Here is a 12,707-nt window from a genome sequence, read left to right as displayed (position 1 = left end):
CCCTCACCGCTGCGACTAGGCTCCTTCGTCGCCAAGTCTCGCTGCCTCTCCCATCAAGGGAGAGGCGTGCACGGCTGGGGAGGGGAGAAACTGGTCAGAAATCAGCTTCCTCGTAATGCGAGGGCGGCTTGATCACTTCCATCCGTTCGGCGAGCAGCGGCCGGAACGAAGGCCGCGACTTGAATTTCCTGTACCAGTCCGCCGTCTGCGCATGCGCCAGCCAGTCGATGCCGCCCAGATAATCCGCGATCGAGATATGCGCCGCAGCGGCCAGATCAGCGAGGCTCATCGTCGCGCCTGCGATCCAGGCATGATGGTCGAGCAGATAGTCGATATAGTCGAGATGCGTGTTGGCTAGCCGCATCGCCTCGCGCAGCACGCGGCCGTCGGGCGGCTGGCGATAGATCAGCCGCTTGCGCATGCGTTCGTGCATCAGGGGCGCGACGACATCGCCGAAGAACTGCTCGTCAAACCAGGCGACGAGCCGCCGTATCTCGGCGCGGTTGTCCGCCGATCCGTTGATCATCGGGTTCTTCTCGACCGTTTCCTCGAAATATTCGCAGATCGCCCAGCTGTCGCACAGCGTCTGGTCACGGTCGCGATGGCGCATCACCGGGGTGCGCCCAGCCGGGTTCATGTCGAGAAATTCGTCGCGCTGTTCCCAGGGTGATTCGCGTACCAGCTCATAGCCGATGCCCTTTTCCCCCAGCAGAAGCCGGACTTTGCGCGAAAACGGACACAGGGGGAATTGGAACAGCTGCCACATTCCATCCTCCATGCAACAGCGGCGCGAAGGCGTCCATATAATGCTTTGGCGGCGAGGCGCATTTTACGGTCAGAACGGGGCGATCGTCCGCCCCCTCTCACCCAGCGCGAACCTGAACGGATAGTCATTTTGTTTCGACGAACGGATGGAATCTGTCGATTTGCCGCATCTTTCGTTCAGCTTCGGGACGGGTTCACGGGCCTAGACCGGCTCCGACGCCGGGCAGGACCTGGCGCGCACATGAAGGACAAGAAAATGAAAACACTGACCCCCCTCAAGCTCGCGGCGCTTTCGGCCGCAGCCGCGCTTCCCTTTGCGCTGTCGGCCCCGGCCATGGCGCAGGATGCCGGCCAGCCGGAAGTCTATGTCGGCGGCCAGGTCGGCTATCATGACCTTGGCAGCAACCCGATCGGTGCTGATGACGGCGCGATCTATGGCGTCTATGCCGGTGTCGACGTTCCCGTCGGCCCGACCCTGATCCTGGGTGCTGAGGGCAATTACAACCTCGGCTCGAACGCCATCGACAGCGAATATGGCGTCGCCGGCAAGATCGGCGTGAAGGTTGGCGATCGCGGCCAGCTGTTCGCGCGCGGCGGCTATCAGTGGGTGAATGTCGACGGATCGAAGGTGCTGAACGTGCCCGTCCCCGCCGGCTTTGACGACACCGATGGCGATTATCTCGTCGGCGTTGGCGGCCAGTACAAGATCGGCCCCAACACCGCGCTGCGCGTGACGGTCGATACGCTGGGCTTCGACACCACCCGCGTTGCCGGCGGCCTGTCGTTCAACTTCTGAGCGAAACGCTGACCCGCAACGGGTGAACAGGCCCCGCCCGCCCCTTTCCCCAGGGCGGGCGGGGCTTCTTGTTACGACCTTCCTGTCATTCGGCAGCTTCCATCGCCACCGCATCGCTCAGCGGATGCGCGAGACGGGTCAGCATCTCCTTGGGGCAGACCTGCCAGAATTGCGGCAGATAGCGGTCCCAGTTGCGCAATATCTCCTGCGCCCACTGGCTGTCGGTGCCCTCGATATGCGCGGCGATCAGGCCCTTGAGACGATCTTCCCAATACGCGCTGTCGATGCGCTGCCAGACGATCGATTCGGGGTTAGCCTGGCCGGTAAAGCGGTCGTGCCGATCAAGCACGAAGGCCATGCCGCCAGTCATCCCGGCACCGAAATTGCTTCCGGTCTCGCCCAGGATCACCGCCGTGCCGCCGGTCATATATTCGCAGCCATTGGCGCCGCAGCCCTCGACCACCACTTCCGCGCCCGAGTTGCGCACCGCGAAGCGCTCGCCCGCCTGGCCCGCCGCGAACAGCTTTCCTGCGGTCGCGCCATAGAGCACGGTGTTGCCGATGATCGTGTTGGCATGGCTGACCAGCGGCGAGCTCACCGTCGGGCGCACGATGATCGTGCCGCCCGAAAGACCCTTGCCGACATAGTCGTTCGCGTCGCCGAACACCTCGAGCGTGATACCCTGGCACAGGAACGCGCCGAGCGACTGGCCCGCCGAACCGCGCAGCCGGATGCGGACATGGCCTTCGTCCAGCGCCTTCATGCCATAGATGCGCGTGATCTCGGCCGAAAGCCGCGTGCCCACCGCACGGTGCGTGTTGCGGACATTATAGGTCAGCTGCATCTTCTCGCGCCGGTCGAACACGGGGCGTGCATCCTTGAGGATCAGCGCGTCGAGGCTGTCGGGCACCGGGTTGCGCCAGGTATCGAGGCTGAACCGGCGCTGTTCGTCGGCGACATCGACCTTGGCAAGGATCGGGTTGAGGTCGAGATCGTCGAGATGCTCGGCCCCGCGGCTGACCTGACGCAGCAGGTCGGTGCGGCCGATGATCTCGTCGAGGCTGCGGAAGCCCAGCCGCGCCAGGATCTCGCGCACTTCCTCGGCAATGAAGGTCATGAGGTTGATGACCTTTTCGGGCGTGCCGGTGAACTTGGCGCGCAGCCGCTCGTCCTGCACGCACACGCCCACCGGGCAGGTGTTGCTGTGGCACTGGCGCACCATGATGCAGCCCATGGCGACCAGCGACAGGGTGCCGATGCCATATTCCTCTGCGCCCAGGATCGCCGCGATCACGATGTCGCGCCCGGTCTTGAGCCCGCCATCGGTGCGCAGCTTGACCCGATGCCGCAAACCGTTGAGCGTGAGCACCTGGTTCGCCTCGGACAGGCCCATTTCCCAGGGCGTGCCGGCGTACTTGATGCTGGTCTGGGGCGATGCGCCCGTGCCGCCGACATTGCCCGAGACGAGGATCACGTCGGCATGCGCCTTGGCGACGCCCGCCGCGATCGTGCCGATGCCCGCCGCCGAGACCAGCTTCACGCAGACGCGCGCATGCGGGTTGATCTGCTTGAGGTCGTAGATCAGCTGCGCCAGATCCTCGATCGAATAGATGTCATGGTGCGGCGGCGGGCTGATCAGCGTCACCCCCGGCGTCGAGTGACGCAGCTTGGCGATATATTCGGTCACCTTGAAGCCGGGCAGCTGGCCGCCCTCGCCGGGCTTGGCGCCTTGCGCGACCTTGATCTCGATCTCCTCGCACGCGCCCAGATATTCGGCGGTGACGCCGAACCGGCCCGATGCGACCTGCTTGATGCCGCTATTGGCATTGTCGCCATTGTCGCGCGGCGAATAGCGTTCCGAGGCCTCGCCGCCTTCGCCCGACACCGCCTTGGCGCCGATGCGGTTCATCGCGATCGCCAGCGTCTCATGCGCTTCGGGCGACAGCGCGCCCAGCGACATGCCAGGCGTGACGAAGCGCTTGCGGATTTCGGTGATCGCCTCGACCTCGTCGAGCGGCACCGGCTTGGCCGCGTAGTTGAACTCCATCAGGTCGCGCAGGTACACCGGCGGCAGCTCGCGCACGCCTGCGGCGAACTGCAGATATTGCGAATAGCTGTCCTTGGCGACCGCGGTTTGCAGCAGGTGCATCAGCCCGGCGGAATAGGCATGCGCCTCGCCGCCGTCGCGCTGCTTGTAGAAGCCGCCAATCGGCAGCCGCGCGACATTGCTGTCCCACGCTGCCTCGTGCCGCAGCTTGGCATTGAGGTGCAGCGAGGCATAGCCTTCGCCCGAAATCTTCGACGGCATGCCGGGAAACAGGTCGTTGACCAGCGCGCGGCTCAGCCCCACCGCCTCGAAATTGTAGCCTCCGCGATAGCTCGAGATCACCGCGATGCCCATCTTGGACATGATCTTGAGCAGGCCTTCGTTGATCGCCTTGCGGTAATTGGCGATGCACTTGTCGAGGCTGATATCGCCGCACAGGCCGCGCGCCTGACGGTCGGCGATCGAGAGTTCTGCCAGCCAGGCATTGACCGTGGTCGCGCCCGCGCCGATCAGCACCGCAAAATGGTGCGTGTCGAGGCACTCGGCGGTGCGCACGTTGATCGAGGCATAGGCGCGCAGCCCCTTGCGCACGAGATGCGTGTGCACGGCAGCCGCCGCCAGGATCATCGGCACGCCGATATGGTCCTCGTCGGCCTTTTCGTCGGACAGGAAGATCTCGGTGCTGCCCTCGCGCACGGCCTGTTCCGCCTCGTTGCGGATGCGCGTGATCGCGGCGCGCAGCTGTTCGGGACCGCCCTCGGCCGGGAAGACGCAGTCGATCTCGGCGACCAGACGTCCGAAATCGGCCTTGAGCCTGCCCCATTCGCTGTTGGTCAGCACCGGGCTTTCGAGCACCAGCACGCGCTCGTTCTGGCTGTCCTGCTCGAGGATGTTGGCGAGGTTCGAAAAGCGCGTCTTCAGGCTCATCACATGCCGTTCGCGCAAGCTGTCGATCGGCGGGTTGGTGACCTGGCTGAAATTCTGGCGGAAGAACTGCGCGATCGGGCGCGGCTTGGCGCTGACCACCGCGAGCGGGGTATCGTCGCCCATCGACCCGATGGCTTCCTTGCCGTCCTCTGCCATCGGAGCGAGGATCGTCTCCATGTCCTCGATGGTCAGGCCCGCCGCGACCTGACGCCGGGTCAGTTCGGCGCGGTTCATCTCGGCGATGCTGTCGGGTCCGGCAGGCGGCAGGTCATGGATCGAGCGGAAGCCCTTGACCAGGTCACGATAGGGCTGCTCGGCGGCGATCCGGTCCTTGATCTCGCGATCGTGATAGAACTTGCCCTCGTGCAGATCGACCGCGATCATTTGGCCCGGCCCCAGCCTGCCCTTCTCGACGATGCTGCTTTCGGGCAGCACGACCATGCCGGTTTCCGACCCGATGACGAGCAGATTGTCGTTGGTGAGGCTGTAGCGCAGCGGGCGCAGCGCGTTGCGGTCGACGCCCGCCACCGCCCAGCGGCCATCGGTCATCGCCAGCGCCGCCGGGCCGTCCCAGGGCTCCATCACGCTCGCCATATACTCGTACATCGCCTTGTGCTCGGGCGGCAGCACCTGGTCGCCCTGCCAGGCCTCGGGCACCAGCATGATCTTGGCGGTGGGGGCTTCGCGGCCCGAGCGGCAGATCGCCTCGAACACCGCATCGAGCGCCGCCGTGTCGGAAGCGCCTGCGGGGATCACCGGCTTGATGTCCTCGCTGTTCTCGCCAAAGGCCAGCGACGCCATCTTGATCTCGTGGCTCTTCATCCAGTTCTTGTTGCCCCGGATGGTGTTGATCTCGCCATTATGCGCAAGACAGCGGAACGGCTGGGCCAGCCACCATTGCGGGAAGGTGTTGGTCGAATAGCGCTGGTGGAAGATCGCGATACGGCTCTCGAAGCGCGGATCGGTAAGATCGGGATAGAAGACCGACAGGCTCTCGGCGAGGAACAGGCCCTTGTAGATGATCGAGCGGCACGACAGCGAGCAGATGTAGAAATCGCTGATCTGCGCGGCGATCACCTTGTTCTCGATCCGGCGGCGGACGAGATAGAGCTGCTTTTCGAACTCGGCGATATTCTGTTCGTCGGGCATGGGTCCGGCGATCATGATCTGCTCGATCTCTGGCCGAGTGCGCTGCGCCTTATCGCCGATGACCGCGATGTTCACCGGCACCTGACGCCAGCCATAGATGGTATAGCCCGCCTCGATGATCTCGCTCTCGACGATCGTGCGGCACGTTTCCTGCGCCTGAAGATCGGTGCGCGGCAGGAAGACCATGCCGACCGCGAGCTTGTTGGGCAGCACCTTGTGGCCGCTGTCCGCAATCGCGTCGTCGAAGAAGCGCACCGGCAGGTCGACATGCAAGCCCGCGCCATCGCCGGTCATGCCATCGGCATCGACCGCGCCGCGGTGCCAGACCGCCTTCAGCGCATCGATCGCGCTTTCGACGACACGGCGCGAGGGCCGCCCGTCGGTCGCCGCAACCAAGCCGACGCCGCAGGCATCGGATTCGGTATCCGGGCGATACATGCCTTCGCGGGCAAGGCGTTCATGCTCGGGCGTGGGAAAATGGGTCATGTCTCGTGTCTTTCGTCTCGACCGGCCGGGGCGTCGCGCTCATCCGGCCAGGTCCGTCATCTTGCTCAGGCGGCGACCATTTCGGCCCCGGCGCGGGCCTTGGCCTTCAAATATTTGTGCATGTGCTCGGCAACATCGCGGCCGTCGCGGATCGCCCAGACCACCAGCGAGGCACCGCGCACGATATCGCCTGCAGCAAACACGCCATCGAGGCTGGTCATCATCGTCTTGTGGTCGACGCGCAGCGTGCCCCAACGCTGGACCGAGAGCTCGTCGCAGCCGAATGCGACCGGCAGGTCCTCGGGATCGAAGCCCAGGGCCTTGATGACGAGGTCGGCCGGGACCGAGAAATCGCTGTCGGGATCGGGCTCGGGCGCACTGCGGCCCGAAGCGTCGGGCGCGCCCAGGCGCATGCGACTGGCGCGGACCGCTGTCGCGTGCGGCGTGCCCTCGACCGCGACGGGTCCGGAGAGCCAGACGAACTCGACGCCCTCTTCCTCGGCATTGAGCACCTCGCGCTGCGACCCGGGCATGTTGATGCGGTCGCGGCGGTAGAGGCACTTGACCGAGGCCGCGCCCTGGCGGACGGCGGTGCGCACGCAATCCATCGCGGTATCGCCGCCGCCGATGACGACAACATGCTTGCCTGCGGCGTTCAGCGCGCCGCTATCGAAAGCGGGCACGTCATCGCCAAAGCCCTTGCGGTTCGAGGCAATGAGATAATCAAGCGCGGGGACGACGCCATCCGCACCGATGCCCGGCACCTTGATATCGCGCGCCTTGTAGACGCCGGTCGCGATCAGCACCGCGTCGTGCTTCTCGCGCAGATCGTCCATGCTGGCGTCGCGGCCGACCTCGAACCCGCAATGAAAGACGATGCCCGCTTGCTCGAGCCGCGCGACGCGGCGCATGACGACGTCCTTTTCGAGCTTGAAGCCGGGAATGCCATAGGTCAGCAGCCCGCCCGCGCGGTCGTGCCGGTCATAGACATGCACGTCATAGCCGCCCATGCGCAGATATTCGGCTGCGGTCAGGCCAGCAGGCCCGGCGCCAATGATGCCGACCGACTGGCCCCGCGGCTTGCCGACCAGCACCGGCTCGACCCAGCCCTGCTCCCAGGCGGTGTCGGTGATGTACTTTTCCACCGAGCCGATGGTGACCGCGCCGTGCCCGGAAAACTCGATCACGCAATTGCCCTCGCACAACCGGTCCTGCGGGCAGATGCGGCCGCAGATCTCGGGCATGGTCGAGGTGAGGTTCGACATCTCATAGGCTTCGCGCAGCCGCCCTTCGGCGGTCAGGCGCAGCCAGTCCGGAATGTGATTATGCAGCGGACAATGGGTCGAGCAATAGGGCACGCCGCATTGCGAGCAGCGCGCCGACTGCGCCTGCGCAGCGCTGCCGTCGAACTTGTCCGAGATCTCCTCGAAATCGTCGGCGCGGTCCTCGGCGCTGCGCTTGGGCGGATAGGCCTGACCGCGATCGACGAATTGCAGCATCGCGAGCTTTGCCGCCGCGAGCGCCGCTGCGGTTGCTACTGTGTTGTCGTGCTGGTCAGCCATGCCCCTGCCTTCATTTGCGCAATCGAGAGGCGCGCGAAAAATTGCGCGCGCCGCAACTGACGCAGCTTTAGGCGATCATGAACGCAGAGTCACGCATTTTTCTGTCAATAGGTCAGCATTGTTGACTATTGATCCGCGATAAGGATCATTTCGTCGCAGCCTAAGACAATTTCCCGATCTTAACAGGTCCGCATCGGCCCTATCGGTTTGCCAGCCAGATCAGGGCCGCCGCGCCCGCGACGATGCGATACCAGGCGAAGGGCACGAAACCGTAACGCGTGATGATCTTGAGGAACGCCTTGACCACGACCAGAGCGACGATGAACGACACGACGAACCCGATCGCGATCGCCCCGAACTCATCCGGGGTGAGCATGTCGCGATTCTTGTAGAGCTGCAGCACCGTCGCGCCGGTGAGCGTCGGCAGCGCGAGGAAGAAGCTGAATTCGGCGGCGGTCTTGCGATCGACGCCCATCGCCATCGCGCCCAGGATGGTCGCGCCCGAGCGGCTGACCCCCGGGATCATCGCGATGCACTGAACGAGGCCGATGCCGATCGCGGTCTTGAACGGCACGCCGGCAACGCCGCCGGCATCGCTCGTCTTGGCGAGCTTCTCGACCACCAGGATCGCAACACCCCCGATGATCAGCGCCCAGGCGACGACCACCGCATTCTCCAGCAGCTTGTCGATCTGGTCGCCGAACGCCAGACCCAGGATGACAGCCGGGAAGAAGGCGATCAGCAGGTTGCGCGTGAACGCGACGGCAGATGGCTCCCAGCGCATCAGCCCCGCGAGCACATCCATGAAGGTGCGCCAGTAAAGCACCACGATCGCGAGGATCGCGCCCGGCTGGATCGCGATGTTGAACACCGCCCAGGCCTCCGCATTGAAGCCGAGCAACTCGGTCGCGAGAATGAGATGCCCGGTGGAAGAGACCGGCAGAAACTCGGTCAGGCCTTCGACGATTCCCAGCAATATGGGGATGAGATACATTTCGATCATGCCGCCTTAAGAAAGACGGCATGGTCCCAAGTCAACCGGTTATCGGGTGCCTATCCGGCGGAAAGGCTGGCGGTCAGCTTGGCGAATGCCTCCTGCGACACCCCGGCCACGCCCTCGCGCCAGCGCGCCGGATCGGCGGTCATGGTGTACTTGCGCGACTTGTTGGTGCCCACCCCGCCGAGAAAGCCGATGACATTGCTCACCGTCTCGAGCGTCTTGGCGGTGCCGCCGGTGGTATCCGCGAACGTGCCATAATCGCCGCCCATCGCCACCGGCTCCTTGAGCACCACCGACCCGATCTTGCCGCCCGGTGCGAACACGGTGAGCTGGCTGGCATCGGGAAAGGCGGCGAGGCTCGACTTGACCTTGACCGAAGAGCTGTTGGTGAACCAGCCGCCATAGCTGTCGGCATCGGCGAAATCGACGAGCAGCAGCGCGTTGATCACCGGCAGGCCCGAGGACTTGGCATAGGTCTTCGCATTGGCGCTGGCATAGCCGACGCTCATGTTGAAGCTGAAATCGAAGCCGCCGCCGGTCATGATGCCCAGCCATTCGACCAACACCACCGGATCACCCAGCGCCGCGGGGCTGAACAGCCGCGCCTTGGCCTTGTCGTCGCGCCCGGTGATCAGCGTGCGTTCCTCGCCATTGGGCAGCGGCTTGACCTGCTTGCCATAGGCCGCGAGCAGCCCCTGCCGGTCGGCGAGCGTGATGCCCATCGCCGTCAACCGGTCAGTGAACGCGGCATAGGCTGCTTCGGTGGCATCCTTGAAATCGGCGTCGGTCAGCCCGGCGAGATAGCTGCGCGCAGTCGATTTGCCGCCGAAACCGCCGCCCATCAGTCCGCCGCCGGCCTTGGCGCGGTCGATCCGCTCGGTGAGAAAGCCCACCGCGAACGATCCGATCACCGCCTGGCGAATCCCGGCAAGCGCTGCCGGGTTCTTGACCGACACCGGCGACTTGGCCTTTTTCGCGGCCAGAACCGGCGAAGGCAGCGCAGCGAGCGCGGCAGCGCTGGCCGAGGCGATCAGAAAATGGCGGCGATCGAGCGTCATCATGTCCCCCTTGAGCGAAGCGACGATCCCGGCGGGCGCTGAACCCGCCGGGATCGCCTTTTCATCACCTGTCACCGGCCAGCAGGGTCGCGGTTTGCTGAATGTTCGGTGGCCGATGATGAAAAGCGGATGCTTCGTTGAAGACAGGCTTAAGCCGCTGTTTCCCATCGCCACACCCCGATTGGGGGGGATTTGATGTCGGGTGCGATCAATGGCTGACAGCGCATGGAGAATATGGCAGCATGACTGCCAATAATTCGCCGGACGCAAGGCGATCGAAACAGGAGGGTGCAGATGAAACGGGTTTTGAAAGCGGGCGCGATGGGGATCGCGCTGATCAGCGGCGCGGCCGCGCAGGCGCAGCTGAGCGATGCCGAGCGCGCGGCGGTGCTCGCGCGGCTTCCTGCCGACGACGGCAGCGACATGACCGACGCGACGCGCGGCAAGATCGCCGAAATTCCGGGCGGCGTGATCAAGACCGCCGATGGCAAGACCGTGTGGGACGCATCCGCCTTCGATTTCCTCAAGGCCGAGACCGCGCCCGCGACCGTGCACCCCTCGCTCTGGCGGCAGGCGCGGCTGAACCATATTCACGGGCTGTTCGAGATCGTGCCCGGCAAGGTCTGGCAGCTGCGCGGCTATGACATTGCGGTCATGACGATCATCTCGGGCAAGACCGGCTGGATCGTGGTCGATCCGCTGCTCACCGAAGAGGCCGCCGCCGCCGCGATGCAGCTGGCCGAAAGCAAGATCGGCAAACGCCCGATTTCCGCCGTGCTGTTCAGCCACAGCCATGCCGACCATTTCGGCGGGGTGGGCGGCATCCTCTCGCCCGACGACGCAAAGAAGCGCAAGGTGCCGATCGTCGCGCCGCACGGCTTTGCCGAAGAGGCGGTGAGCGAGAATGTGCTCGCGGGCAACGCGATGACCCGCCGGTCGAGCTACATGTTCGGCACCGCGCTCGCGCCGGGGGCTGAGGGCCGGGTCGACAATGGCCTGGGCACCGGGCTGTCGATCGGCACCACCGGTTACATGGCCCCGACGATGCTGATCGGCCCCGAAGGCGGGCTGAAGGTGATCGACGGGGTGCGCTTCGACTTCATCGATGCCGCGGGCACCGAGGCTCCGGCCGAATTCCTGTTCTACCTGCCCGATTTCAAGGTACTGCACACCACCGAGGTTGCGGTGAAGACGCTGCACAACATCCTGACGCTGCGCGGCGCGCAGGTGCGCGATGCGCTGCGCTGGTCGAAGATCATCGACAAGGCGCTGGTCAAATGGGGCAATGAGGCCGAGGTGCAGATCGCCTCGCACAACTGGCCCACCTGGGGCCAGGCGCGGGTGGCCAAGTATCTGGAAAACCAGCGCGACGCCTATCGCTATGTCCATGACCGCACGCTCGGCCGCGCCAATGCGGGGATGACGCTGCACGAGGTCGCCGACGGCATTGCCGAACCTTCGGCGCAGCAACAGGCCTATGCCGCGCGCGGCTATTACGGCACGATCAACCACAACATGAAAGCGACCTATCAGCGCTATTACGGCTGGTGGGACGGGGTTCCCGCGAATTTCAATCCGCTGCCCCCGGTGGCGGCGGGCAAGGGTTATGTCGAGCTGGCGGGCGGCGCGGACAAGCTGCTCGAAGCGGGCAGGAAGGCGCAAGCCGCCGGCAACCATCGCTGGGCGGCCGAGCTGCTCAACCATCTGGTCTTTGCCGAACCGAACAACGCCGCCGCCAAGGCCGCATTGGCCGACAGCTACGAGGCTCTGGGCTTTGCCGCCGAATCGGGCATCTGGCGCAATTACTATCTGGCGGGCGCCGCCACGCTGCGCGGGACCGAGCTGCCGCGCAAGGGATCAAGCACGCAGAGCCGCAGCTTCATCAGCGCCATTCCGACCGCCGAGTTCTTCGACGCGCTCGCTACGCGCTTCGCCGCCGAGCGCGCGGGCAACATGCGCGCCAGGATCAATTTCATCCTGCCCGACACGAAGGAAACGCTGGGCATCATGGTCAATGGCGATGTCGAGGTGCCGCGCTATGGCGCGACGCTCGCCGATGCCAATGCGACCGTGACGCTCAACCGCAAGGATTTCGACGCGATCGTCATCGGCGAGACCGATTTCCCGACGCTGATGAAATCGGGCGCGATGAAGATCGAGGGCGATTCGGGCCTGTTCCTGCGCTGGCTGATGCTGCACCCACCGTTCGACCCGGCCTTCGCGGTGGTGACGCCCTGAGCGTTACTCAGCGGTCAGCGGGCGGGCGAGCAGGGCGGCGACGGCATCGCCTGCCGCGACCTCGCCCGCAAGCAACGCGCACACGGTATCGACGATCGGCATCGCGACGCCGCGCGCCTTCGCCACGCGCTGGAGCACCGGCGCGGTGAACGCGCCTTCGGCCACCGTCGCGCGGTCGGCGAGCACATCGGCTGCCTTGCGTCCCTCGCCCAGCGCCTTGCCGAGCGAGAAATTGCGCGAGCTGACCGAGGAGCAGGTCAGCACCAGATCGCCCAGCCCCGACAGGCCCGACAGCGTCTCGGCCTGCGCCCCGCAGGCCAGACCGAAGCGCGTCATCTCGGCAAAGCCGCGCGCGATCAGCGCGGCGCGGGCGTTCTGGCCGAGGCCCAGCCCCTCGACCACGCCGCAGGCGATCGCGAGCACGTTCTTGACCGCGCCGCCGATCTCCGCGCCTATGATGTCGGTGCTGAAATAGGGGCGGAAGGCCGGACGCCAGATCAGCGGAGCGATCCGGTCCCATTGCGCCCGGTCCTCGCAGGCCAGCGTCACGGCGGTCGGTTGGCCGCGTGCGACCTCGTGCGCGAAGGTGGGGCCGGAGAGTACGGCGAGCGGCCTGCCCGGCGCAGCGGCGCGCGCGGCATCGACCATCAGCTCGCCGCTCGCCTCCTCGATGCCCTTG

At 65.4% G+C, this 12,707-nt stretch carries 8 protein-coding genes; 2 read left to right on the top strand and 6 right to left on the bottom strand.

Annotated elements, in window-relative coordinates:
* Positions 1-94 precede the first annotated feature (94 nt).
* A complete protein-coding gene (locus AX735_RS01865) occupies positions 95-766 on the bottom strand; it encodes a glutathione S-transferase family protein (protein ID WP_031317962.1) in 672 nt (223 codons plus the stop codon).
* A 255-nt stretch (positions 767-1,021) separates the two neighbouring features.
* Between AX735_RS01865 and AX735_RS01860 the strand changes: the two genes are divergently transcribed.
* Positions 1,022-1,561: an outer membrane protein gene (locus AX735_RS01860; RefSeq protein WP_157759178.1), complete on the top strand. Its 540-nt coding sequence runs from the start codon at positions 1,022-1,024 to the stop codon at positions 1,559-1,561.
* Positions 1,562-1,646: 85 nt separating this feature from the next.
* On the opposite strand, the gene gltB is transcribed toward AX735_RS01860, so the two are convergent.
* From gltB to AX735_RS01840, 4 genes are all read right to left on the bottom strand, one after another.
* On the bottom strand, positions 1,647-6,170 hold the full coding sequence (gene gltB, locus AX735_RS01855; protein ID WP_066274756.1) for a glutamate synthase large subunit: 4,524 nt from the start codon (positions 6,168-6,170) through the stop codon (positions 1,647-1,649).
* A 65-nt stretch (positions 6,171-6,235) separates the two neighbouring features.
* Complete coding sequence (locus AX735_RS01850) at positions 6,236-7,669, bottom strand: NAD(P)-dependent oxidoreductase (RefSeq protein ID WP_066274761.1); 1,434 nt, start codon at positions 7,667-7,669, stop codon at positions 6,236-6,238.
* Positions 7,670-7,931: 262 nt separating this feature from the next.
* Positions 7,932-8,735 carry an undecaprenyl-diphosphate phosphatase gene (locus AX735_RS01845; protein WP_066274751.1) on the bottom strand — a complete coding sequence of 268 codons (804 nt, stop codon included), beginning with the start codon at positions 8,733-8,735 and terminating at the stop codon, positions 7,932-7,934.
* Between the two features lie 50 nt (positions 8,736-8,785).
* On the bottom strand, positions 8,786-9,865 hold the full coding sequence (locus tag AX735_RS01840; RefSeq protein ID WP_066274741.1) for a hypothetical protein: 1,080 nt from the start codon (positions 9,863-9,865) through the stop codon (positions 8,786-8,788).
* A 219-nt stretch (positions 9,866-10,084) separates the two neighbouring features.
* On the opposite strand from AX735_RS01840, the gene AX735_RS01835 reads away from it, so the two are divergent.
* Positions 10,085-12,028: an alkyl sulfatase dimerization domain-containing protein gene (locus AX735_RS01835; protein ID WP_066274737.1), complete on the top strand. Its 1,944-nt coding sequence runs from the start codon at positions 10,085-10,087 to the stop codon at positions 12,026-12,028.
* A gap of 3 nt (positions 12,029-12,031) precedes the next feature.
* On the opposite strand, the gene AX735_RS01830 is transcribed toward AX735_RS01835, so the two are convergent.
* Positions 12,032-12,707 (bottom strand): NAD(P)H-dependent glycerol-3-phosphate dehydrogenase (locus tag AX735_RS01830; RefSeq protein WP_066274730.1); only part of this gene is annotated, 676 nt, incomplete at its 5' end.

It is taken from the genome of Blastomonas sp. CCH1-A6, from assembly GCF_001556365.1.
Classification (GTDB): domain Bacteria; phylum Pseudomonadota; class Alphaproteobacteria; order Sphingomonadales; family Sphingomonadaceae; genus Blastomonas; species Blastomonas ursincola.
Note: the sequence above shows the minus strand (reverse complement) of the source record. Positions and strands in the feature narration are given on the sequence as shown.

Bases quoted from the DNA above. Each gene is read 5' to 3' on its own strand.
- AX735_RS01865 (WP_031317962.1), bottom strand. From the start codon at position 766: ATGTGGCAGCTGTTCCAATTCCCCCTGTGTCCGTTTTCGCGCAAAGTC.
- AX735_RS01860 (WP_157759178.1), top strand. From the start codon at position 1,022: ATGAAAACACTGACCCCCCTCAAGCTCGCGGCGCTTTCGGCCGCAGCC.
- gltB (WP_066274756.1), bottom strand. From the start codon at position 6,170: ATGACCCATTTTCCCACGCCCGAGCATGAACGCCTTGCCCGCGAAGGC.
- AX735_RS01850 (WP_066274761.1), bottom strand. From the start codon at position 7,669: ATGCTGCAATTCGTCGATCGCGGTCAGGCCTATCCGCCCAAGCGCAGC.
- AX735_RS01845 (WP_066274751.1), bottom strand. From the start codon at position 8,735: ATGATCGAAATGTATCTCATCCCCATATTGCTGGGAATCGTCGAAGGC.
- AX735_RS01835 (WP_066274737.1), top strand. From the start codon at position 10,085: ATGAAACGGGTTTTGAAAGCGGGCGCGATGGGGATCGCGCTGATCAGC.